Annotated in this window: 21 protein-coding genes; 15 read left to right on the top strand and 6 right to left on the bottom strand. The window is 68.1% G+C overall.

The window, feature by feature from the left end:
• Nucleotides 1–85 precede the first annotated feature (85 nt).
• Complete coding sequence (pstB, locus tag BM150_RS00475) at nt 86–865, top strand: phosphate ABC transporter ATP-binding protein PstB (RefSeq protein WP_092922130.1); 780 nt, start codon at nt 86–88, stop codon at nt 863–865.
• 112 nt (nt 866–977) lie between these two features.
• On the opposite strand, the gene BM150_RS00470 is transcribed toward pstB, so the two are convergent.
• Nucleotides 978–2,453, bottom strand: coding sequence for an MFS transporter (locus BM150_RS00470; protein WP_245755175.1), 1,476 nt, complete (start codon nt 2,451–2,453; stop codon nt 978–980).
• A 125-nt stretch (nt 2,454–2,578) separates the two neighbouring features.
• Here BM150_RS00470 and BM150_RS00465 point away from each other — a divergent pair, with 125 nt between their 5' ends.
• From BM150_RS00465 to BM150_RS00440, 6 genes are all read left to right on the top strand, one after another.
• Nucleotides 2,579–3,799 carry a cytochrome P450 gene (locus BM150_RS00465; RefSeq protein WP_092922127.1) on the top strand — a complete coding sequence of 407 codons (1,221 nt, stop codon included), beginning with the start codon at nt 2,579–2,581 and terminating at the stop codon, nt 3,797–3,799.
• A 5-nt stretch (nt 3,800–3,804) separates the two neighbouring features.
• Nucleotides 3,805–4,452 (top strand): TetR/AcrR family transcriptional regulator, encoded by a 648-nt coding sequence (locus tag BM150_RS00460; RefSeq protein WP_092922124.1) that lies wholly within the window; start codon nt 3,805–3,807, stop codon nt 4,450–4,452.
• 63 nt (nt 4,453–4,515) lie between these two features.
• Nucleotides 4,516–4,716 carry a ferredoxin gene (locus BM150_RS00455; protein WP_092922121.1) on the top strand — a complete coding sequence of 67 codons (201 nt, stop codon included), beginning with the start codon at nt 4,516–4,518 and terminating at the stop codon, nt 4,714–4,716.
• A complete protein-coding gene (locus BM150_RS00450; RefSeq protein WP_092922118.1) occupies nt 4,713–5,900 on the top strand; it encodes an NAD(P)/FAD-dependent oxidoreductase in 1,188 nt (395 codons plus the stop codon). The genes BM150_RS00455 and BM150_RS00450 overlap by 4 nt, the downstream gene beginning before the upstream one ends.
• A gap of 96 nt (nt 5,901–5,996) precedes the next feature.
• Nucleotides 5,997–7,238: a cytochrome P450 gene (locus tag BM150_RS00445; RefSeq protein ID WP_092923149.1), complete on the top strand. Its 1,242-nt coding sequence runs from the start codon at nt 5,997–5,999 to the stop codon at nt 7,236–7,238.
• Nucleotides 7,239–7,416: 178 nt separating this feature from the next.
• Entirely contained in the window at nt 7,417–7,629 is a 213-nt protein-coding gene (locus BM150_RS00440; RefSeq protein ID WP_092922115.1) for a ferredoxin, read from the top strand.
• Between the two features lie 210 nt (nt 7,630–7,839).
• Here BM150_RS00440 and BM150_RS00435 read toward each other — a convergent pair whose 3' ends face one another.
• Entirely contained in the window at nt 7,840–8,502 is a 663-nt protein-coding gene (locus tag BM150_RS00435) for a pentapeptide repeat-containing protein (RefSeq protein ID WP_092922112.1), read from the bottom strand.
• Between the two features lie 258 nt (nt 8,503–8,760).
• Here BM150_RS00435 and BM150_RS00430 point away from each other — a divergent pair, with 258 nt between their 5' ends.
• From BM150_RS00430 to BM150_RS00420, 3 genes are all read left to right on the top strand, one after another.
• Complete coding sequence (locus tag BM150_RS00430) at nt 8,761–12,321, top strand: patatin-like protein (RefSeq protein WP_092922109.1); 3,561 nt, start codon at nt 8,761–8,763, stop codon at nt 12,319–12,321.
• A 78-nt stretch (nt 12,322–12,399) separates the two neighbouring features.
• Entirely contained in the window at nt 12,400–13,440 is a 1,041-nt protein-coding gene (locus tag BM150_RS00425) for a CPBP family intramembrane glutamic endopeptidase (RefSeq protein WP_245755174.1), read from the top strand.
• A gap of 324 nt (nt 13,441–13,764) precedes the next feature.
• Nucleotides 13,765–14,289: a YflT domain-containing protein gene (locus BM150_RS00420; protein WP_092922102.1), complete on the top strand. Its 525-nt coding sequence runs from the start codon at nt 13,765–13,767 to the stop codon at nt 14,287–14,289.
• Nucleotides 14,290–14,614: 325 nt separating this feature from the next.
• On the opposite strand, the gene BM150_RS24615 is transcribed toward BM150_RS00420, so the two are convergent.
• The 3 genes from BM150_RS24615 to BM150_RS00400 all read right to left on the bottom strand — a co-directional run bounded on the left by BM150_RS24615 (nt 14,615) and on the right by BM150_RS00400 (nt 18,488).
• Complete coding sequence (locus BM150_RS24615) at nt 14,615–15,451, bottom strand: CAP domain-containing protein (RefSeq protein WP_245755173.1); 837 nt, start codon at nt 15,449–15,451, stop codon at nt 14,615–14,617.
• Nucleotides 15,452–16,403: 952 nt separating this feature from the next.
• Entirely contained in the window at nt 16,404–17,489 is a 1,086-nt protein-coding gene (gene corA, locus BM150_RS00405) for a magnesium/cobalt transporter CorA (RefSeq protein WP_092923143.1), read from the bottom strand.
• A gap of 570 nt (nt 17,490–18,059) precedes the next feature.
• Nucleotides 18,060–18,488, bottom strand: coding sequence for an NUDIX domain-containing protein (locus BM150_RS00400; protein WP_175496608.1), 429 nt, complete (start codon nt 18,486–18,488; stop codon nt 18,060–18,062).
• A 139-nt stretch (nt 18,489–18,627) separates the two neighbouring features.
• Between BM150_RS00400 and BM150_RS23965 the strand changes: the two genes are divergently transcribed.
• The 5 genes from BM150_RS23965 to BM150_RS00380 all read left to right on the top strand — a co-directional run bounded on the left by BM150_RS23965 (nt 18,628) and on the right by BM150_RS00380 (nt 21,890).
• On the top strand, nt 18,628–18,795 hold the full coding sequence (locus BM150_RS23965) for a hypothetical protein (protein WP_165400567.1): 168 nt from the start codon (nt 18,628–18,630) through the stop codon (nt 18,793–18,795).
• Nucleotides 18,796–18,951: 156 nt separating this feature from the next.
• Nucleotides 18,952–19,524: a PH domain-containing protein gene (locus BM150_RS00395; RefSeq protein WP_092922096.1), complete on the top strand. Its 573-nt coding sequence runs from the start codon at nt 18,952–18,954 to the stop codon at nt 19,522–19,524.
• Nucleotides 19,525–19,653: 129 nt separating this feature from the next.
• Entirely contained in the window at nt 19,654–20,532 is an 879-nt protein-coding gene (locus BM150_RS00390; protein WP_092922093.1) for a PHP domain-containing protein, read from the top strand.
• Between the two features lie 83 nt (nt 20,533–20,615).
• Nucleotides 20,616–21,449 carry a RecB family exonuclease gene (locus BM150_RS00385; RefSeq protein WP_092923137.1) on the top strand — a complete coding sequence of 278 codons (834 nt, stop codon included), beginning with the start codon at nt 20,616–20,618 and terminating at the stop codon, nt 21,447–21,449.
• Nucleotides 21,450–21,452: 3 nt separating this feature from the next.
• A complete protein-coding gene (locus BM150_RS00380; protein WP_245755171.1) occupies nt 21,453–21,890 on the top strand; it encodes a hypothetical protein in 438 nt (145 codons plus the stop codon).
• A gap of 532 nt (nt 21,891–22,422) precedes the next feature.
• Here BM150_RS00380 and BM150_RS00375 read toward each other — a convergent pair.
• The gene (locus BM150_RS00375) at nt 22,423–23,631 is read right to left on the bottom strand and encodes an Rv3212 family protein (RefSeq protein WP_092922090.1); all 1,209 of its coding nucleotides are present in this window, start codon (nt 23,629–23,631) and stop codon (nt 22,423–22,425) included.
• Between the last annotated feature and the right edge of the window lie 151 nt (nt 23,632–23,782).

The raw sequence follows: 23,782 nt of genomic DNA, 5'->3' as shown, positions 1-23,782 counted from the left end.
CACCGCCGCGCCGCGAGGGCCTGCGCCGCGGCGAACAGCCGCACCGACGCTTACCCGCCGTGTTACTGATAGGAGCCGAGGGGCTATGGCAAAACGCATCGACGTCAAGGATCTGGACATCTACTATGGCTCCTTCCGCGCGGTGCGCAGCGTGTCCATGACGATCCAACCGCGCGCCGTGACCGCCCTGATCGGTCCTTCCGGTTGTGGCAAGTCGACCTACCTGCGGGCGCTGAACCGGATGCACGAGTTGATCCCGTCGGCCCGGGTGGAGGGAAAGGTCGTCATGGACGATCAGGATCTCTACGCACCGGGGATGGATCCCGTGGACGTGCGCAAGCACGTCGGCATGGTGTTCCAGCGTCCCAACCCGTTTCCCACCATGTCGATCTACGACAACGTCGCGGCGGGTCTGCGGCTGAACAACAAGCGGCTGCGCAAGTCCGAAACGGACGACGTGGTCGAGGAGTCGTTGCGCGGTGCCAACCTCTGGGAGGAGGTCAAGGACCGGCTGCGCAAGCCCGGGTCCGGCCTGTCCGGTGGGCAGCAGCAACGGTTGTGCATCGCGCGTGCCATCGCCGTGCGGCCGGACGTGCTGCTGATGGACGAGCCCTGCTCCGCGCTGGACCCCATCTCCACGCACGCCGTGGAGGATCTGATGGCCCAGCTCAAGGAGAACTACACGATCGTCATCGTCACGCACAACATGCAGCAGGCCGCCCGGGTCAGCAACTACACCGGTTTCTTCAACATCGCCGGGACCGGTCAGCCCGGCGAGCTGGTGGAGATCGACGAGACCCCCACCATCTTCTCGACCCCGACGCACACGGCGACCGAGGAGTACATCTCCGGCCGGTTCGGTTGATCGAACCGTGCCGATCACCTCGGCGGATGGTTCTTCGGCGCTCACGGCCCCGAAGAACCATCCGCCGGTCGGCCATCACCCAGCGCGGCGAATCCCGTTCGGCGAACTCCGCTCAGGTCGTGGCCTCGCCGACGGATGCCTTCTCCTCGGTCGCTCGCGTCTCCGAACCTTCCGAGACCGATCGTTGTTTCGGCAGGAAGGCCGCGATGAGCAGGGCACCGATGGCCGAGCCCGCGCCGATTCCCATCACCAGCCGGAACCCGTCCTGCGACGGGAAGCTCACCGGGCCGAACGAGACGGTCATCTGGGCGAGGATCACGCCCGCTATCGCGCTGGCGCTCGAGGTGCCGATCGATCGCATCAGCGTGTTCAGGCTGTTCGCGGCTCCGGTCTCGGATACCGGTACCGCGGCCATGATCAGTGCGGGCATGGCGCCGTAGGCGAGTCCCACGCCGACGCCGATCACGCTGGAGATCAGCACCAGGTGCCAGATGGCCGACATGAGCGCGATGTTGAGTGCGTATCCGATCGCGACCACGACCGCACCGACCATCAGGGTGACCTTCGGGCCGTACAACTTCGAGATCCGTGCGGAAACCGGCGCCATGGCCATCATCACCAGGCCGGACGGCGCCATGACCAGGCCCACGACCACCATTCCCCGGCCCATGCCGTAATCGGCGGCCTCCGGCAGCTGCAACAGCTGCGGGATCACCAGCGACATCGCGAACATGGCGAAGCCGAACACCGTGGAAGCCAGGTTGGTCAGCAGCACCTGGCGACGCGCGCTCACGCGCAGGTCCACCAGCGGTCGCGTGGAGCGGGTCTCCCACAGGCCCCACAGCAGCAGCACGATCACCGCGGCGACGAACAGGCCGATGACAGGTCCGCTGCCCCAGCCCCAGTCACCTCCCTTGGAGATCGGCAGCAGCAGGCAGATCAACCCGATCGAGAGCCCCAGTGCGCCCAGCAGGTCGAATCGACCGCCGGTGCGGACCGAGGACTCGGGCACCACCGCGAGTACCACGAGGGCGGCCACGGCACCGAGCACGCCGGAGGTCCAGAACAGCACGTGCCAGTCGGTGTACTCGGCCAGGAACGCCGCTGCCGGCAGTCCGAGCGCGCCGCCGATTCCGAGCGAGGCGCTCATCAGGGCGATCGCCGAGCCGAGCCGTTCGGACGGCAGCTCGTCGCGCATGATGCTGATGCCCAGCGGAATGACGCCCGCGGACAGACCCTGCAGCGCGCGCCCGACGATCATCGGTGCCAGCGAGTCGCTCAGCGCGGCGATCACGGAACCGAAGGTCAGCAGCACCAGGCTGACCAGTAGTACTCGCCGCTTGCCGTACATGTCGCCCAGGCGTCCGGCGGACGGGGTGGCCACGGCGGAGCCGAGCAGCGTGACGGTGACCACCCAGGCGGTTCCCGTGGCCGGGGCGTCCAGCAGCCGGGGGAGTTCGGGAACCAGCGGGATCACCAGGGTCTGCATCAGCGAGACCACGATCCCGCCGAACGCCAGCACCACCACGACGAGGTTCGTCGGTGGTGCGGCAGCGCCCCGTGCGGGGGCGGCGTCGGCATGCGACACGGTTCGTCCTTTCGGTTTGTCGCGAATGGGGACTACGAGAAACTCTAAATCAATCGATTGACTTAAGTTAGCATCTGCGGTTGACTGGTCGGCAACAGAGACACGAATCACGTGGAGGGAGCGCGATGGTCCACAGCGAGGGCGAGCGAACGCTGAACTACCCGATCCCGAATCCGGCGCCGCTGGATCCGCCGGAGGAGTGGGAGCGGCTACGCGGCGGATGCCCGGTGGCGGGCGTGCGGCTGCCCAGCGGGGACGAGGCCAAGCTGGTGACCCGCTACGAGGACGTCAAGCAGGTGCTGTCCGATCCCCGGTTCACCCGCCAGCTCGACGCCGACGACGCGGCGCGGGTCGCCGACAACGAATCCGGCGGCGTTTTCAACACCTCGATGTCCTCCGCGCTGCCGCAGACCGGTGAGGGGCACCTGCGCTGGCGGCGGATGGTCGGCAAGTGGTTCACCGCCAAGCGCATGATGGCGTTGCGGCCGGGCATCGAGGAAATGGCCGAGCGGCTGATCGACGACATGGTCGAGCAGGGGCAGCCCGCCGATCTCAAGGCGAGCCTCGGCTTCCCGCTGCCGGTCTACGTGATCTGCGATCTGCTGGGCGTGCCCGCCGCCGACCGCGACAGGTTCTCCTACTGGTCGGACACGCTGCTGAACATGACCCGCTACGGCAAGGAGGAGATCGCCGCGGCGCAGCGCGAGTTCGTCGAGTACATGGCGGCCCACGTCGAGAACAAGCGCGCCGAACCCGGTGACGACCTGATCAGCTCGCTGCTCGCCGAGACGGATTCCGAGGGCCGGGGAATGTCGAACGAGGAGTTGGTCGCAACCGGTCAGGGACTGTTGGTCGCCGGGCACGAGACCACGGCCAACATGATCGGCAAGATGGTGTCCATGCTGCTGTCCGACCGGCGGCGCTGGGAACGCCTGCTGGCGGACCGATCGCTCGTACGCGGCACCGTCGAGGAGGCGCTGCGGTTCGACGCCAACCCGGGGTTCGGGATGCCCCGCTACATCACCGAGGAATCCGAGATCGGCGACACCTCCCTGCCCAGGGGGACGACCGTGGTGTGCAGCATGGCCTCGGCCAATCGCGACGAGTCCGTCTTCGAGAGCGCCGACGACATGGTGCTGGACCGCGGCCCCAACCCGCACTTGGCCTTCGGCGCGGGAGCGCACTCCTGCCTGGGGCAGTCGCTGGCCCGCACCGAGCTGCAAGGAGTGCTGGAGGTGCTGCTTCGCAGGCTTCCCTCGCTCGAGCTCGCCGTTCCCGCCGAGGAACTGCGGCAGGTCGAAGGGCTGGTCGTCGGCGGGCTGCGTGAAGTGCCGGTGCGATGGTGAGAGCCATGACTGGCAGAACCGTACGGGAAGAACGCATCAACGCCACGCGGCAGGCGATCCTGCTCGCGGCGGAACGGCTGTTCGCCGAGCACGGCGTACTGGCCGTGTCCAACCGGCAGATCAGCGAGGCCGCCGAACAGGGCAACAACACCGCGGTCAGCTACCACTTCGGGACCAAGGCGGATCTGGTCCGGGCCATCGTGCGCAAGCGCAACGAGCCGGTCGAGGGGCTGCGCATCGAGTGGCTGAAGGAGATCGGCGACAGTCCGCGGGTCCGGGACTGGGTCACCTGCCTGGTGCGCCCCAGCGCCGACAACCTGGCGGAGCTGGACAGTCCCACCTGGTTCGCCAGGTTCAGCGCGCAGGTGATGACCGAGCCCTCGCTGCGGGACATCGCCGTCGAGGAGTCGCTGAGCTCTCCGGCCATGCACCGCATCCTCGACGGGCTGCACCGGTGTCTTCCCGAACTGCCGGACGAGGTGCGGGCCGAGCGCGCCGACATGGCCAGGCAACTGATCGTGCACACCTACGCCGAGCGGGAACGTGCCCTCGCGGAGGGAACACCCACCCCACGGGCCAGCTGGCAGGAGGCGGCCACCGGACTGATCGACGCCATCACCGGACTGTGGTTGGCACACGTCACCGAGTCCTGATCACCCACCGGGCTCCAGGGGGCCGCTGTGGGCGATACCGATACGACGAGAAGGGGAGTACCAGTGAAGGTCGCTGTCGACGAGGAGAAGTGCTGCGGTGCCGGGCAGTGCGTGCTGCTCGCTCCGGAGGTGTTCGACCAGCGCGACGAGGACGGGGTGGTGATCCTGCTGGACGAACAGCCCTCCGAGAACCTGCACGGGCCGGTCCGGGAGGCCGCGGATGCCTGCCCGGCCGCCGCCATCGAAGTGAGCGAGGGCGCATGAGCGAGCCGAGCAGCGTGCTGGTGGTCGGTGCCTCGGCAGCCGGGCTCGCGACGGTGGAGTCCCTGCGACGCGGCGGGTACCGGGGGACGGTCACGGTGGTGGGCGAGGAGGAACACGCACCCTATGACCGGCCGCCGCTGTCCAAACAGGTCCTCTCCGGTAACTGGGAGTCCGATCGCAGCAGGTTGCGAACGGAATCCGCACTGGTCGAAACCGGCGCCGAGTTCGTCCTCGCCGACCCGGCGGTCCGGCTGGACCCGGCCGACCGCACCGTCCACACCGCATCCGGTCGCACGCTGCGCGCCGAGGCGGTCGTACTCGCCACGGGACTTCGGCCGAAGCGGCTGCCCGGTCGGGACGCGGCGGGGGTTCACGTGCTGCGCACCCTCGACGATTCGTTGCGGCTGCGGGCAGAGCTGTCGCGGGCGCGAAATGTCGTGGTCGTCGGCGACGGTGTGCTCGGATCGGAGATCGCCGCCACCGCCCGCGACATGGAATCGGACGTCACCCTGGTGGGGCCGCAGGCCGCCCCCATGGCCGACCAGCTCGGTCCGCGTGTCGCCGGGATGCTGGGCGAGCTGCACGCCGAACGGGGCGTCCGGCTCCGATCCCGTGCCGGTGTCGAGGCGTTGCAGGCGGACCACGGCCGGGTGACGGGGGTGCGGCTCGAAACCGGCGAGACGTTGCCCGCCGACGCCGTGGTGGTGGCGATCGGCGCCGCCCCCGCCACGGACTGGCTCGCCGACAGCGGACTCCGACTCGACGACGGGGTGGTGTGCGACTCGCGCTGCCGAGCGGCGGCGGGAGTCTACGCGGTCGGTGACGTGGCGCGCTGGCACCACGAAGGGCTCGACCAGTCGATGCGGTTGGAGAACCGGACCAACGCCACCGAACAGGCCCGGGCAGTGGCCGCCAATCTGCTCGGCGCCGATCGTCCCTACGCGCCGGTTCCGCACTTCTGGACCGACCAGTTCGACGCCAAGATCCAGGTGCACGGTGTGCCGCACCCCGAATCCGAAGTGACCGTCGTGGAGGGCGATCCGGCCGAGCGCCGTTTCGTCGCGCGCTACGCCAGGCGGGGGGCACCGGTCGCCGTACTCGGCTGGAACAGGCCCAAACAGGTCCGCGCGCGTCGCCAGGAGGTCGTCGAGACCTTCAGCGTGCCCGCCCTCGAACCGAGCTGACCATTCTCACCCCGGTTGCGTAAGCCGGGACCGGGGTGGCGCTCCGTGCCGCCCCGCCGCCGGGAATCCGTGTCACGGATCTCATTGGAGGAGTTGATGACCAGCACATTGGGTTCGGCCGACGCGAACGCGGCCGAGGTTCCCGAATACCCCATGAGCAGGGCCGAGGGGTGCCCGTTCGATCCACCGCCCCAGTTGCGGACCATGCAGCGAGAGGCTCCGCTGCGCCGGGTCCGGTTGTGGGACGGCAGCACACCCTGGTTGGTGACCCGTTACGACGAGCAGCGGGCGCTGCTGGCCGATTCCAGGATCAGTTCCGACCCGACCAACCCCGGTTATCCGGCTCCGGCTCCGGTCAGTGACGAGCACAGCGAGGGTTCCCCCGTCAGCTTCATCCTGATGGACGATCCCGAGCACGCGCGGCTGCGCCGCATGGTCACGGCTCCCTTCACCATCAAACGGGTGGAGGCGATGCGTCCGTTCGTGCAGCGGATCGTCGATGAGCGGATCGACGAGATGCTGACCGCCGACGGGCCGGTGGACCTGGTGGAGGCCTTCGCGCTGCCGGTCCCGTCACTGGTGATCTGCCAGTTGCTCGGGGTTCCCTACGCCGATCACGACTTCTTCCAGCGCAACAGCAAGGTCATCGTCCACCGGGACTCGACCACCGAACAGCGTAATGCCGCCCTCGGTGCGCTGGCCGAGTACCTGGACGGGTTGGTGGGGCGGAAACTCACCGATCCTGGGGAGGACCTGCTCTCCGACCTGGCGGCGCGCGTGGAGTCCGGCGAGCTGCCCAGGCGGGAAGCCTCCCGGATGGGGGTGCTGCTGCTGATCGCCGGACACGAGACCACCGCGAACATGATCGCGCTCGGTACGTTGGCCCTGTTGGAGCACCCCCGGCAGCTGGCGGAGCTGCGTGAGGCCGGCGACGACTCCGAACTGGTCGCCTCGACGGTGGAGGAGTTGCTGCGCTACCTGCACATCACCCACAACGGTCGGCGCCGAGTGGCGTTGGAGGACGTCGAGATCGCCGATGAGGTCATCCGAGCGGGCGAAGGGGTGATCGTGCCCAACGACATCGGCAACCGCGATCCGGACGCCTTCGCCGAGCCCGACCGGCTCGACATCCGGCGCGACGCCCGGCACCACATGGCTTTCGGGTTCGGGGTTCACCAGTGTCTGGGGCAGCCACTGGCCCGGATGGAGCTGCGGGTCGTCTACAGCACGCTCTACCGGCGCATCCCCACCCTGCGGTTGGCCACCGACCGGGAGAACATCTCGTTCAAACACGACGGTTCGGTCTACGGGGTATACGAGCTGCCGGTCACCTGGTGACCGACTCCGATCGCCGCCCCTGGGGCGGGCCTCGGCCTGTCGTCGTTCCGGCCGGGGCGGGTCACCTTGCCGGGGGTGTCGATTTCTCGCGAAATCGACACCCCCGCGCGGCGAGCGCCCACGACGAACCGAGCACCCACGACGAACGGGAACAAGCGGACACGGAGAGGGGAGAACCGTGAAGGTTACCGTCGATCAGGAGAGCTGCGTGGCCTCCGGCCAGTGTGTAATGACCGCCGCCGACGTGTTCGACCAGCGCGACGAGGACGGTATCGTGGAGCTCCTCGAGGATCAGCCCACCGAGGATCGGGCCGAGGACGTGCGGCAGGCCGCCGCGCTGTGCCCTGCCCGTGCCATTCGGGTCGAGGGGCAGAGCGGTTTCGTGCGCTGACTCGCGGCGGTGCCCGACAGTCGCCTGCCGATGTGGGGCCTCGCCGCGGCGAGGCCCGCGAGAGATCCCGACCCTGACCTCGGTGCGGTGTCGATTTCTCGCGAAATCGCCGCGCCGCTACGACGCGGTGCCGAATTCCCGCCACTCACGCGGTCGGCACCGCCACCAGCACCTCCCGGCGAACCGAGCGGGCACCCGGCTCCCCGCGTTTCAGTCCCGGATCCGCAGCCCGACCTCGGTGGCCAGCAGCACCGCCGCCGAGGCTGCCTGGTCCACCGAGATCCGCGCCCCGCGCATCCTGGACAGCCCACGAGTGTCGTCCAGCGTCGATCCGCGCAGGTCGCAGTCGTTCGCCCCGCTGGGATCGAACTCGGCGTCGTCCAATGCGCAACCCCGGAAAACCACGTTCGACAGATCGCCGGTGAACACGGTCTCGCGCAAGTCGCACTCGTCGAACACGAGCAGCCCCTTGACCTTGTTCACGTGGATCATCGCGTAGTCGAACCGACACTCCGCGGCGTAAACGTCCAGCGCCGATTCCAACGATATCCGCAGTCCGATGGCCCGACTGCGTTCGAACTCGACCCGTCTCGCGTGAACCGCCTGCCACGAGGCGTTGGACAGATCCGTGTTGCCGAACCGGACGTCGGAAAGCACCAGCCGTGCGAACCGGGATCCGGAGAGGTCGGTGTCGCGGACCAGCGCACGCGCCAGCTGTCCGCTCCCCTCGGCACCGGCGCACTCGCCGGAGGAAACCCTGATCTCCTCCTCCTCGAACTCACCCCGGAACGTCACTTCCCTCGGTTCGAGCTGTTCGACGTCGAATTCGGGACGTCGCATCCGTTGCTCGTCCGACAGCTCGCGAAACTCCACGGCAGGATGCTATTAGGACTTCCTCCGCCCGGTTTCCCCGGCGCTCGCTCGGCGGGGTCGCTCATGGCTCTCGCCGTGGTCGTCCCCGAACTCGGGCAGCGCCGCACACGTCGTCGGACCGTCCTCGCGAAGTCACCGTGGTTGGTGGAAACGTCGGAACACGCCATGCTCGGATCGGCAGTTCCCGGTGGCGCCTTCCGGGGGTAGATTTCGGGAGGTGCCAATCAATCGGCCGGTCGATCGAGAGGCGAGTCCGAAGTGTCCAGTGGTGAACCCAACTCGCATTCCTCGCGGCAGTTGCGACTCGCGCTCGCGTTGCGTGGTGGCGCCAGCATGGCTGTCTGGATCGGGGGAGCGGTAGCCGAGATCGATCGGTTGCGCCGCTGGGCCCCGGTGGAAAGCGCCGGAGCGGAGCGGGCGGAGAAGCGCCACCCCTGGGCCGAGCTGGCCGAGCTGGCCGGTTACGAGTCCGTCGAGGTGGACGTGCTCGCCGGTACTTCGGCTGGAGGTCTCAACGCGACACTGCTCTCGGCATCGTTGGTCTACGGCATGCCGTTCACGACCACGCGCCGCGCCTGGATCCGCCTGGCCGACCTGGAGGCGATGGCCCGCACGGTTCCCCGGCCCTGGCAGCCCAAACCGGAATCGCTGCTGGAGGGCGACGAGTACTTCCGCGCGGAGCTGACCGAACTGCTCACCGAGCAGATCGGCCGCGAACGGCGGACCGAACCGGTCGAACGCGTCGAACTCCTGCTGACCGCGACACTGCTGGATCCCGTGGCCGAGCGGCATTTCGACGCGGTGGGCAGTGAGTTCGGCAAAGCACGCAGGCGAGCGATGTTCCGGTTCCGGCACCGCGGGAGACCGGGCGAACCGCTCAGCGACTTCGGTCCGGCCGAGCGGGCCCGAACCACCGCGCGCCTGCTCGCACAGGCCGCCAGAGCCACCTCCTCGTTCCCGATGGCCTTCGAGCCCGCCGTGTTCCGCGCCGATGATTCCGGCGACACGCCGGTCCACCGGAACGGTGACTCCCGGGACGGTTCGGTGCCCAACCTGTACGGCCGGTTCTCCGAGATCGCCGCCTCCGAGGAGCAGCGTTTCCGGGTGATCGACGGTGGAGTGCTGGACAACATCCCCGTCACCGCGGCGGTCGACGCCATCCGGCGGCTCGAGGCCGATGCCCCGACCGAACGCTGGTTGCTCTACCTCAATCCGGAGCCGGACTCGCCCGGTGCCGAGACCCGTGGCGAACGGTTCGCCCGAGCCGTCACCGCGACGGCGCTGCGGGCGAAGCTCGGCCAGGAGAGTCTGCTGACCGACATCGACAGCATCGGCAGGCACAACGACTCGGTACGCCGGGCCGTCGGCCGCAGGGACGCCGTGCTCACCGAACTCGCCGTGACACCGCGATCCCGCCGCGCTCGCCTGCTCGGCGACCGGGTACGGGCGGTTTCCGGCGAGTACGCCTCCCGGCTCGCCGAGACCCGGGCTTTCCGGGTGCACGAGCTGCTCACCGCTCCCGAGGACACCACCGGCACCCCGTTGCTGGACCCGATCCCGAAACAGCCGCTGCTGGAGTGGCCCGCGACCGCGTGCACGGGGCTGCGCGATCGACTGACCGAGCAGTACCGCTCGCGCGCCCTGCGGCGTCCCGGCGAGGTCTTCGACGACGTGCGCACACTGCTGTCCGCAGTGGACGAATGTCTGCGCTGGGTCCGCGAACTGGAGGCGCACCGGCGGTCCCCTCGGATCGCCGCCGTGAAGGCTTCGCTGTACCGACTGCGCACCGTCGCCGAGACCGTGTGCGGGCACACCGACCGTTGCTGGATCCACGCGGCCGGCACCGAACCCGTTTTCGTGCGGGCCGAGCTGGACGGCTGGATCGAGTGCGTGCTCGACCGGCACCACAGGTTGCAGCACGCGTTGCCCTCCCCGGTGGGGGCGCTGCTCGCGCCGCTGCTGGACAGCGTCCTCGACGAGAGGGGGCTCGACGAGCGGAACCCCGATGGCGGGCGTGCCGAGCTCGGGGAGCACGGCGAGGGGAACCTCGACACCGCCTCACTCGACAGTGGGGCCGAGCTCGGATCGTTGTTTCGGCAGCGACTGGCGGAGTTCAACGCCGAACTGTCCGCCATAGTGAACTCCTCGGGTGTGGAAGCCGCCGAGAACGACCTCGGCGTGGACGCGGTCGCCGAGAGCTGGGCCACCCTGGAGCGCCTGGTGAGGGACCTGATGGCGGCCCTCTCCCCGGGCGACCTCGTCGAGATCGACGGAGTGACGCGCTCGCTGCTCGAACTCGCCGCCGACGTCGACCCGATGCGGCTGCTCCGCGAGCTGGTCGTACTCACCACGCCCATGCAGGTCGACACCGGCGCGGATTCGCACATCCTGCTGCACCGCCTGGCGGGTGACAACTCGAGCCCGTTGCCGTTCACCGCGTTACGTGACTCGGCGGGCGAGATCCCGTTGGCGGACAAGGTGCGCGGCTCCGGTCTGGGCAACTTCGGTGCCTTCCTGTCCGCCAAGTGGCGCGCCAACGACTGGATGTGGGGCAGGCTGGACGCGGTGGCCGGTCTGGTCCCCATGCTGATCGAACCGGACCGGTTGGTCCGGCACAACGGACAGTTGGGAGCCGACGGTCTGGGAGACGCGCTGCAGCGAATCCTCAGCCGGCCGACCGAGGCGGAACTGGGAGAAATCGACGAGACCAGCGCGAGAAAGTGGCACGAGTTCCTCGCCGGGCGCTGGGCGGAGCACTCCGGCGCGGTGCGGAGCGAGCTCGAGGCCCTGTTCGCCAACCCCACCGACGAGCACCCGCTGACCGTGACCCGCCGTGCCGTGGTGGAGCGGTTGCAGTGGACGGTTGCCGCCGAGGAGATCCCGTTCGTGGCCGCCGTCGGCTCCGGGGCCGACCCCAACGCGGGCGACGCCCGGGCGGTGCGGGATCCCGGCTTGCTGGACCAGCAGGTACGTGCCTACGACGTGGGCAAACAACGTCCGAGTGATCTGGAAGAACGGCGAATGGCTTCGCTGGCCACCCGTTGCGCGCTGCTCGCCCACCGGGCGTTGCTGCCCGGCTGGCGGGGGTTCCGCCGTTCCCTCGCCACCGCGAGCATGATCGTGCTCAAACCGCTCTCGATGCTGCTCGCCTTCGCACTCGCAGCTCCCCGTCGCGCCTCGCTGGGCACGGCGCTGAGCGGCACGGCCGTCGCGTTGACCGAATTCATGCGTTCCCCGGTGATCGACTCCCTGTCCGATGGCGACTCCTCCTCGCCGGGCACGAACGAGCTCGCGTTCATCACGATGCGCGAGGCGCGACGTGTCGAGGAACTCGAAACCTGGCGCTGGCTGCACGTGATCGAGATGTCCGACTCCTGGCCGGGGGCGGTGGGGTGGGTAGCCGCGCTGCTCGCGGTGATCGCCGCGTTGCGCTGGGGATGGTTGAAGACCTCCGGTGCGGCCGCCCTCACCCGAGCGCTGGTCGGGCTGGCGGCAGCCGGTCTGCTGGTCGCCGTCGGCTGCTGGCTGTTCGGTCTCGGAGTGCGGCTGGGGCCGTTGGGACTGACGCTGGTCGGGGCCGCGATCACCTGGTACGCCACCTTCGCCCTGCGCACGACCGGCAGAGTTGGTGCCACTGTGCTCAGTGCGGTGATACCCGGCCTGCTGTTGCTTCCCGCGGTGCTGCATGACTGGTCGGTTTCGTCCTGGCTCCTGGCGGCGCTGCTCCTCACGGCCTGGGGACAGACGATGTTGCTGAGCATCGCCGATGTGCTCGAACCGCGACCGCGTGGTTCGCTGGACACACCCTCGCGCACCTGAACGGGGGCGGCTTGGCTGCCAGTGCCGCCCGTGCGCGTCGTGATGGGACGGTGAACCGAGCTCTCCTAGGATGCTGTTGTGTCCGACCCCGCTGCTTACCCCTCCCACAACAGTGGTGACGCCCGAGCGGTGTCCCCACGGCGCCCTCCGCCGAAGCCCGACTTCCCGGCCCTGGTGCCGGAGGGAACGCCCTTCCACCTGCTCGCGCGCAACTCGGCCCATCGCTGGTGGCGTCCCGCCGTGGCGCTGCTGGTGTTGCTCGGCCTGAGCCTGTCGGCGTCGGTGCTGGCCGCCGTGCTGTTGGTCGGGATGATCGTTTTCGCCGGGCCGTTGGGGGCGCTGAGCATCGTGCTGCCCCCCGGGCATCTCGTGGAAGTGCTCTCGTCACCGTTGCCGGTGCTGTTCCTGAGCTTCGCCGTGCTGATCGCGCTCATCCCTCCGGTGGCGCTGACGGCACGATGGGTGCAGCGACGTGGCTTCGGCAGCGTGGTCGGCGTCCTCGGAACGCCCCGGGTTCGTTGGTTCGGCGAGACGATGCTCTGGGCGCTGCTGGTGTTCGGCGTGCTGTTCGCCGCGATTCTCACACTGCAGCTGATGTCCGGGGCGCCGATGCCCGCTTTCCCAGGTTGGCGACGCTATCTGGCGGTGGCGTTGCTGGCCGTGCTCGTGGTGCCGGCGCAGAGTGCCGCGGAGGAACTGTTCTTCCGCGGTCTGCTGCTGCAGACGCTGACGGCCTGGTTCCGCACCCCCTGGCCGGGGATTCTGCTGTCCTCGCTGGTGTTTCTGCTGGGCCACGGCTACACCGACCCGCTCGTGTGGGTCGAGCTCTTCCTGATGGCCACGATCATGTGCTGGCTGAGCATCCGCACCGGAGGTCTGGAGGCGGCGGTGGCCATGCACACCGCCAACAACGCGCTGAGTCTGCTCGTCGCCGGACTGAGCGGGGTTCCCAGTACCGAGCAGTCGGGGGACTACCCGGTGATCCAGGTGATTCCGATGATCGTCGCGGTGCTGCTCTTCGCCTGGGTGGTCGATCGCCGAGCGGCACGTCGTGGAGTCGGGACCGTGGTCGGCGGCCGGGTCCGGATCGATCCGGTCACCCTCGCGCCGCGTCACTGATCCGCTCGGGGCTCTCGCGGTCCCGCACCGTCCCGCTCGTATCGGGAGCCGGCCGGTCCGCTACCGACCGTCCCCGAACGGCCAGCCCCGAACGGCCAGCCCCGAACGGGAGGGAGATCATCACGGACGCTGCCCGCCGCGGCGGGCGAGGTAGACTGGTGGTGAAGGGACATTCGGCAGGTTTCGGGCCGTGCCGCGGTGCGAACCCGGGTCGTACGAGCCGGGATCAACGTGGTCCGGTCACCGGAGCAACCGGTTGTTCCCCGGTGAACAACACTGACGACGCTCCTGCGCGGGACGTCGGTCTCTACGGAGGTGTCTACGGTGAGCAGCCTGTTTCCCGGCTCCGCCCGGTCGGCTCCGGGGCTTCCCAGCTTGCCCACGCCGCCGACTGGTTGGCCGATCGGTTCCTACGGCACGTACGAGGAGGCGCAGCGTGCCGTCGATCACCTCGCCGACAACAATTTTCCGGTGCAGGAGGTAACGATCGTCGGGGTCGACCTCATGCTGGTCGAACGCGTCACGGGACGGTTGAACTGGGCAAGGGTGCTCGGCAGCGGAGCGCTCTCCGGTGGTTGGTTCGGACTGTTCATCGGACTGGTGATCAGTATCCTGACGGTGCAGGACCCCTGGTTCGGGCCGGTGCTGGTGGTGCTGGCGGCGGGGATCGTTTTCGGCATGGTCTCGGCCGCGATCACGTACGCCTCCATGCGCGGCCGCCGTGACTTCTCCTCGTCCAGTCAGGTCGTGGCCGGACGGTACGACGTACTGAGCCAACCCAGCCACGCCGAACAGGCCCGGGACATGCTGGCTCGACTCGCCATGGGCGGCCAGGCTTCGCAGCAGTGACCCACCTACTCGATGCCGGGCCTCTCCGGAGCGAGAGCCCGCGAGAGGTTCTGCCACGGAAACGACCACGAGCACCGGGTCGACGAAGTACTACTACCGGCTGTCCGTGAGTTTCACGCAGCCGCCGGGGAGCCCGCGGATGTGTCGGCGCGGCAGTGCCGACACATCCGTTGCTCCTCCCGCCGGGGCGGCACTCGGCTGTCCACCACGTTCCGGTTCCCGCACGCCGGTCCGTGATCGTGCCGGGCCGCGTCCCACCGTGGCCCTGGAGCGCTGGGATACCGGAGTTCTGGGACACCGGACCGATGGTCATTCCGGTCCGACGTCATTTCGCTGAGTCGGTTTTACCGAACATCTGGGTCCAGTAGTGGGTCCACCGGCTGTCCCGATCGCTGGCGTATCCCACACCGAGTTCGGTGAACGAGCAGTTCAGGATGTTCTCCCGGTGTTGCGGGCTGTTCATCCACTGCCGGAACGTCTTCGCCACGTCGGCGTTGCCCGCCGCCACGTTCTCCCCCACGTAGACCGAGGGATAGCCCGCTCGTTTGGCGCGATTGATGTGATCGGCACCGTCGGCGCTCCGGTGACCGAGATAGTCCTGCCGGGCCATCTGCGCGCTGTGCCGCTGCGCGGCGTCGTTCAGCGTCTCGTTCAACCGCAGGTCCGGACAGCCGGCCAGGCCGCGCGCCTCGTTGGTCAACCGGAGCATCCGTTCGGCCTTGCCGCGGCCGTCCGCCGCACCGGACTCGGCAGTATCGTCGGGCTTGGCAGCGTTCCCGGGCCGCTCTGCCTCGCCGGAAGAGTCGGCCTCGCCGGACGAACCCTGCCCGCCGGGCCTGTCGATCTCACTCGGTTCGTGGGTGCTCCCGGTCTCTTCCGGCGGCTCGTTCCCGCTCGTGCTCTCGGTTGTTCCGGGAACGGCGGACTCACCGGTACCGTCCGGCCGTTCGAGCTGGTCGATCTCGTGCGGATCGTAGAGCTCCTCGTCGCTGTCGGTCCTGTCGATCCGCTCCGGCTTGGGGGGCTCCGCGGTGTAGGCGATTCCCTTGGTCTGTTTGGTCGTTTCGGCGTCGTGTTGCTCGGCCGGGGCCAACTGCCACGCACCGAGCAGCAGTGTCAGTGGTGCGGCGGCGAGCAACAACCGTGGCGGTGTCCTGACCATATACAACTTCCGTCGTTCACCTGTGCTGACAACGGAATTTGTACCTCATCCGGCGCACACACGTGCCGAATCGGCTCCGCCGGGGGATAACCGGCGCCGTATTTTCACCCGTAAGGGGAATGGTTGCCTTCCCCGGCCGGCATACTCGCGAGGCGTGTTCGCACAGCTCGGCGAGTGCCCCGACCGGCGGAGCGGCGACTCCTTCGCAGGGACACGTTGCCGCTGAATTCTTCGGCGGTGTAGCCGTGGTTCACGCCGGAACGCGTCCCCGAGGAAGTTTCAGAGTTGACTCGCGATGATCACGAACAGCGTGAGAATCCAGCCGTTGATCAGCGTGAACAACAGGGCGAGTTTATTGGTGACCAGACGGGGCATGACGGTACTCCCATTGTGCAGATCGAAACGATTTCCGCGCCCGGTATGAACCGCCGGGCGAACGGGATTCGCCGCACGATGTGGCCCGTGGTGTCTCCCGGATGAATCTAGTACGTCACGGATTCCCCGCGCGCGGGTGTGGGAGTCACGTGCCACATCGCGCCGGGTTTTCGTTCGTGCCGGACGTTTCGCCGCTCTCGTGGCCCGGACGACGTCGCTGCCCGCGCCGTCGCCTCCCGTGTCGGTTCCGAGGTCCGTCCACACCGAATGTGTCGCACGATTCCCTCCCAACCACGATCTTCGAGTCCGTGGAACTTCACGGAACGGTTTCCCCTGTTCAGCAGCGATCCCCTCGACCCGCCGCACGCGGTGCCGTCCGCCCGGAGCCGGTGGCACCACCACTTGTTCGATACGAGCCGTCCGTGGTCTTTCAGTGGAGCACCCACCGGTGAAGTACCCACCCGCGGTCGTTCGTCGTGGCTTGCTGTTTTCGTCGGCCGGGTCGGATCGGCCCCGCCCTCCGGGGCTGGCCCCGCCCGGTGTGTCGTCGTCGATTCGCGATTCGTTACCGCACCGGTCACAGCCAGTTGTTCTTGCGGAATATCTTGAACAGCACCACGCAGCACACCATCATCACCAGCAGTGTCACGGGATAGCCGAACGCCCAATTCGTCTCCGGCATTCTGTCGAAGTTCATCCCGTATACGCCGGCGATCATGGTGGGGGTGGAGATGATCGCCACCCACGCGGAGATCTTGCGCATGTCGGTGTTCTGCTGCAGCGTGATCTTGGCGAGCGTCGCGTCGACCAGTGTCGTCAGCAGCTCGTCGAACGAGGCCACCCGTTCCGAGACGGTGGCGAGGTGGTCCTCGACGTCGCGGAAGTAGGACCGAACCTGATCGGCGACGTGCGGGGTGTACCCGCCCGCGAGCCGTTGCAGCGGTTGCGAAAGCGGCATGACCGCACGACGCAGCTGCATGACCTCGCGCTTCATCAGATAGATCTGTTCCGCGTCGATGCTGGTGCGCGGGGCGAAGACCTCCGTCTCGATCGAATCGATGTCGTCCTGGATCGACTCGGTGACCTCGAGGTAGCTGTCCACCACGTGGTCCGCGATACCGTGCACCACGGCCGACGGTCCCAGGGCCAACTGCTCGGGTGACTCTTCGAGTTCCGTCCGCACCCGGGTGAGCGCGGCCTGGCTGCCGTGCCGCACGGTGATCACGAAGTCCCGGCCGAGGAAGATCATGAGCTCGCCGCTCTTGACGATCTCGCTGTTGGTGGCCCTGGCCCGGTCCGGTACGTACCGCACCGTTTTGAGCACCATGAACAGCGTCTCGTCGTAGCGTTCCAGCTTGGGGCGCTGGTGCGCGTGCACCGCGTCCTCCACGGCGAGCTCGTGCAGCCCGAAGGTGTCCGCGACTCCGTTGATGCGATCCTGCTCCGGCTCGTGCAGTCCGATCCAGACGAAACCGTTCCTCCTGCTGCGGACCTCGGCCATCGCGTCCTCGTAGGACCATTCACCGGGCAATCGCTTGCCCTCGACGTAAACGGCGCAGTCCACGACAGAGGCGGGGCGAGCCGTGACGGCCGAGACGTTTCGGGAACCGCGTTCACCGCGGCTGATGCGGTTACGCAACCCCAGATTGGGCAGACTTGGCACGGTGGACCTCCGGGCGGGATTTCGTGGCTGTTCCGTGACACCCGGATCCGGTGTCACGTCTGCGCATCCCCGCCCGTTCCGGTGGATCACCGGAGTCGGCCCGGTGGATCACCCGCGAACCGCGGCACGCCCCGAGCCGTGCCGACCGAATCGTTCGGCGGGGATGCGGCCGATACTGCACGGCAGTGCGCTGTCCGCACTGCTTGAGCCGCCGGCAGCGTCTGGCACGTATCCTCACCTCCGTTCGGCTCGACTACGAGTCCTGGGTCGGTGGCCGACCACCCGTGCATCCTACTCGCCGGTCGGCGGGGTGTCCGAACCGGTGTGCTCCGCGTGTTCACTTGATCGCCGGACGCACAACCGCTTCGGGCGGGGCGACGACTCGGCGGTGGCTCTCCCGGTGCCCGTCCCGGATTGCATAGTGCGGCAACGCGTCTTTTCGAGTGAGATTTGGAGGTTTCAGGGACGAGTGTCGATCAATGTGGTTACCCCCGTTGTTGGGGCGTGGTCGACAACATGTGTGCGCCAGGACCGCAACGTCCCCCGATAAGGGGTTTCTCGGGATTCGGTTCAGGCTTCGCGGGGCAGGCAGTTCCACTGCTCCAGCAGCTCCGCCAGCCCCTCGGTGAGCGCATCGGACCGGTGCAGTGTGGCGAATGTCGCATGATCCGTCCACATCGCATCGCTAGCGTCGTCACCTGGGATGATGTTCGTGTCTGTCACACGACAGGAGTAGTCGACTATGTCGTACGTGTAGTGTGATCCCGCTCGCGTCAGCCGCCCCACCGCCGGGCCGATCGCTACCGACAGCCCCGTCTCCTCCGCGAGCTCACGCCGCAGGGCCGCCTCGTCGTCCTCGTTCTCCTCGACCTTGCCGCCTGGAAGCGACCACTTCCCCTGACCAGGATCGTTGGCTCGTTTGATCAACAACAACCGGCCGTGCCGATCGTGTACCACCGCCCCCACGCAGCGGATCACCACGTTCCCGAAGTCCGTCATGGACACACAGGGTAGTGAATTCGATGCCGGTTCCCGCCCACTGACCCAAGTGCGCTAAAAACCTGCCGTACAGGCGATGAGTGCGGTACAACGGATCAGCAGGTGCCAGCACTAATACAGGTCAGATCAGACGGGGTGCGTGACAGTGAACATCAAGAAGATCCTCACCTGGGCCGGGATCGCGTTCCTGCTGTTTTTCCTCATCTCCGCGCCGAACGAGGCCAGTGATGTCGTCGACGGCATCCTCGACAGCCTGCGTCAGTCCGCGGAGGCGGTGATCACGTTCATGCGCAATCTGTTCCGCTGAGTGAGAGGTTCTTCTCCGGGCGGGGCATCGGCCGAACGGCCACGCGACCGGTGAAGAGCCGTACGAGCGCACAGCCCGGCTCGGGGCCGTGACTGGCACTGTGAACACCGTGATCGGTCCCGGTCGGGAAAGTCGAACCACGCGAGGGTGGTGGCTATGTTCGCACCACGGGATCCGGACGAGTACCTGCTGGAGACCGAGCGACGGGTTATCAGAGTGCGCAGGCACTGGGCCTGTCTCGTGTGGGACATCTTCGAGGCCGCCGGCTTGCTCGCGGGCTTCATGATGATCTCCTACCTGTTCCCCGGAGAGAACTGGCTGCTGCAGAACATCCTGTGGTACGCGGGTCTCTTCGTGCTGCTGCGATTCATCTACCAGGTGCTGGACTGGTACGTGGAACGCATCGTGGTAACGGACAAACGATTCATGATCACCGAAGGCATCCTGATGACCTCGGTGCAGATGATGCCCGTGACCAAGGTCACCGATCTGACCTATTCCCGTAGCGTTCCCGGCCGGGTGTTCGGGTACGGCACGCTGATCGTGGAGTCCGCCGGACAGATTCAGGCCCTCAACCGCATCGAGTACCTGCCCAACCCGGAAGAGGTGTTCGACGCGATCTCCTCGCTCGTGTTCGGCGAGAAGAAGGCGCAGCAGGATCGTTTCTCGATGCTCAAGGCCCGGCGTGCCGCCGTCGGCAGGGGAAGGACCAAGGTCAAGACCGAGTAGCGCGGAACGCGGGGTGGTCCCTTCGGGACTTCCGCTGAGCCGGTTTCCGGGGACGACGTTCCCGCTCACACTTTCGGACCGGGAAAGTGATCGGACGGACCGTGTCGAACGGAGCCCGTATCGGTCACACTGGTGGACGTGCGAATCGACATGCACGTCCACTCCAGTGAATCCGACGGCACCGACACGCCCGCCGGTGTCGTGCGAACGGCGGTGGCGGCGGGGCTGGACGTCGTTGCCCTGACCGATCACGACACCTCGGCGGGTTGGGCGGAAGCCGAGCAGGCGGTGCGCGAGTCCGCCCCACCGGCGCTACGACTGGTGCCCGGAGCGGAACTCTCCTGCGAAAGCTCCGACGGGCGGGGCGGTACCGTCACCGTTCATCTGCTGGCATATCTGTTCGACCCCGATTCTCCCGCGTTGCGGGACGAGCAGCTGCGGTTGCGGGCGGAGCGTCGCGGACGCCTCGAGCAGATGGCCCGGCGCATGGCCGACGACGGGTTCCCGGTCGATCCCGAGGCGCTGATGGCGGGGCTGCCGCCGGACTCACCGGGGGGACGCCCCCATCTGGCGCGGGCGCTCGTCGAGGGGGGCACCGTAAGCACGGTCAGCGAGGCCTTCGACAGGTACCTGGGTACCCACGCGCCCTACTACATGCCACGCACCGACACACCGGTCGAACGCGCCATCCGCATGATCGCCGATGCGGGCGGCACCACCGTGCTGGCACACCCCTTCGCGGTCAGCAGGGGACAGACGGTCACCGCCGAAGTGATCACCGAACTCGCGGGCCACGGTCTGCGCGGTGTGGAGGTCGAGCACCCCGACCACGACGAACCGGCTAGGCACCGGCTGCGCGAGCTCGTCGCCGAACTCGGTCTGGTCCCCACCGGGGGCAGCGACTATCACGGCACGAACAAGAACATCCGGATAGGCAGCGAGAACACCCCGCCCGACTCGCTGGACCGATTGCTCGGCGACTGCACCGGAAGCAAGATCATCGGCTAGTAGCGCTTCGTCGATCCACTTTCCCCGACGGCACGCGACCCGCCCGGGTCGTGACGACGGAGCGGCTGCGTAGTGTGGAGCCCGTGCAGGGGCAACTCGCTTTCGACGGGATTCCGGAACGGCTCGTGCGGGTCACACCGGCCAAGCTGACCACTTGGTCGTCCTGCCCCCGGCGATACCGGTTCGCCTACGTGGATCGTCCCCAACCGCCGCGGGGGCCCGCGATGGCGCACACCACGCTGGGAGCGGTGCTGCACAACGCGCTGCGCGCCTACTACGAACTGTCCTCCGAACAACGCACGGCCGCCCGCCTGCGCGAGCTGGTCAACCGGTACTGGAAATCCGACGGATTCGCCGGTGCGGAACAGTCGGCGGACTACCTGGCACGAGCCCTGGACTGGCTGAGCGACTACGTCGAGCGGGACCGCGTCCGGCGGGAGCCCGTGGGAGTCGAGAAGTGGGTCAGCGCTACGGTCGGTACGATCATCGTGCAGGGGCGAGTGGATCGCATCGACGAGCGCGACGGTGAACTGGTGATCGTCGACTACAAGGCGGGCAGGAAGCCCCCCGACGTCGACGCCGCGCGGAACTCGTTACCGCTCGCGCTGTACGCCCTGGCGACCCGGCGCATGTTGCACACCCCCTGTCCGCAGGTCGAGTTGCACCACCTCCGAACCTCGGAGATCGTGACATGGCGACACACCGCCGACTCGCTGGCCGAGCACCGGCAACGAGCCGAACGGCTGGCCCGCGAATCCCGTGACGCGGCCACGTCGGTCGCGGAAGGGGCCGATCCGGACCGGGTCTTCCCGGCACGGCCAGGTGCGCAGTGCGCGGGGTGTGAGTTCCGGCGGCATTGTCCGGAGGGAACGCGTGCCGTTCCCGAAACAGAGCCCTGGGCCCTGCTGGGGGAGTGAATCGTGCGACCGACCGGAGCCGACGAGGACGGGGCGATGCGGGCATCCGCTGACCGAGGTGCCGACGAAGTGACCACACGCCCGCGAATCGCCGCCGGACACCACCGGGAGAACGCGGACCGAGCGACGGACGCCTTCCACATCGTCGACGGAGCCCGCCGACCAGGAGCTGTCGGCAGGGCGTTCCGCGGTTTGACGGGAGCGCTGACCGCCGGGCTGCTGGTGCTCGCGGTCACTCTCGTCGGGGTGCAGCTCTGGGGGAGTGCTCTGGGAGGGGTCGGCCCCGGATGGCGGATGCTGTTGGGGCACGGCCTGGCCTCCGTCGCCGCGTTGCTGCTGCAGCTCGCGGCCGACAGGGGGAGGCGGCCGGTGGCCTTGTGGTGCTCCCTCGCGGCCATGCTGGTAGTGCTCGGAACCCTCACCTACTGGTGGTGGCTCTAGAACCCGCGGTACGGCTTGCCGGGGTGGTTGCGTAACCGGCACGTGAGTCGGCGCCTTGCTTCGTTGGGCCGGCTCTTGAGTAGCGACCTACGCGGCGAGCGGCCCGGCCTCGCGATGCATCCGACTCACGCACCGGGGACACCCGCGCTGCTTACGCGGCATGATGGGGGTCTGCGGCTTGGTTCACGTAACTGGTCGCTTGGCGGAACCTCTCGCACGGCTCTCGCTGCGGGTCCGGCGACATCGGGGAGGTACTACACAACGTCTCCGGCGTCCTCGCGAGAGCCGCACGGGAGAACCCGCGGCGGTGCCGGTTGCCAGGGTGGTAGGAGTGCGGTTTGCGTGAGTGGCTGGAGTTCGCCCTGCGGGAGTGGTGGTAGCTCGCCCTGCGGGGGTGGTGGGGGTTCGGCTCCGCGTCACAGCGGCGCGGCGATTTCGCGAGAAATTGACGCCGGCCGGGGCCGCACCTGCCCATCGGCCCGCGATTTCGCGAGAAATTGACGGCGGCGTCGCCGCGCCGAAGAGCACGGCGTCATCGGTAGGCGAAGACGGTGTCCCCGCGCTGTTCCATCACCACGTCTCCCACGGTCGCGACTCGGACAGGTGCCCTCGTGCTCTTCCGGTCGATCGGGATCTCGCCGAGCTTCTCCCCCGTAGCGGAGTCGTGCACCGCCAGGCCGCCCGCCACCGGAACCAGCCGATCGTCGGCCATCGCGGCGGGAGTCCCCAAGGTGTCGCGCACGGTCCAGCGCGGGCGCAGCGTGCTCTCGTCGAGCGCTATCGTATCCCGACCGGTGTACCAGTAGGTTCCCGCCGAGCCCGAGGTCGCTTCCACCCGCACGGCCGACCCCCGATCCGGGGTGGCGCCGAGACGGACGTCGTAACTCGCGCGGCGCTTTCCCGACATGTCGTAGATCACCAGCGTCGCGCTGTCCCGCAGCACCACGGCGACCCGCTCCCGGTTCACCGCCACCACGCCTGCCCGCTCGCCGCCGAGCAGGGTGGTCATCACTTCCTCGGGCTGTTCGCCGTCCTCGGGGTTGGCCCTGAGCACGGTCAACCGGTCCCTGGCCGAACCCGCGCACTCGGCGATGACCGCGACCCTGCGATCACCGACCGCTGTCGCCGAGTAATCGCAGTTCGGGCGGGTCAGGTTGTTGTCAGGGTTCTTGATGTCGGTGGGGATGCCGTACTGCTGTGTACGGACCATGTCCGAGCGCCACGTCTCGAACAGCTGCCTTCCGGTGGCGGTCACGTAGCTCCCGTCGGACAGCAGCCGGGTTCCGAAGCCCACGTCGGAGTTGCGTTGCGGACCGCGTTCACCGTCGGAACCGTGCAGTGTGGTAACGGCACTGCAGTTGTGCGCCGTGCGGTAAACCGCGATCGCGTTACCCCATTCGGACCCCACCGTGCACAGTTCCCGCTCCCGGCTGTAACGCCACCGGATCTCACCGGTGGTGGGGTCACGGCCAACCACCGCACCGTCGTTCCCCGTCACCACGGCCGGTCCCGCGACCACGGGGTGAGGGGTCGCCGAGCTCGGCGACCGCCATACCGGGTTCAGATCCTCCGGCACGGTTCTCGCGCTCGGCGCCGGCTCGATCGGTCGGTCGGCGGTGTGCAGCTCGGTCGCGCGGGCCGAGCTGAACCACCAGAGCGTTCCGGCGCCGCTCAGTACCGCGACGGTGAGCAACAGCGTCACGGCGATGTCGCTCTTCGTGCGCCGTTCGGGCCGTACCACGTCGCTCCCGGTTGCTCGCTGCTACGACAGTTCCGTCCCCTCGAGACTAGTAGGACGTCGCAGGCCCGGTTCTCGCGGTGCACGACCGCCCGCGAGACCGCCAGTGGGCACCCGCCGCCGAGTTGGTTCCCGCGGTCGTGGGACCCGGGAT

The organism is Actinopolyspora alba, from assembly GCF_900112765.1.
Taxonomy (GTDB): Bacteria; Actinomycetota; Actinomycetes; order Mycobacteriales; family Pseudonocardiaceae; genus Actinopolyspora; species Actinopolyspora alba.
Note: the sequence above shows the minus strand (reverse complement) of the source record. Positions and strands in the feature narration are given on the sequence as shown.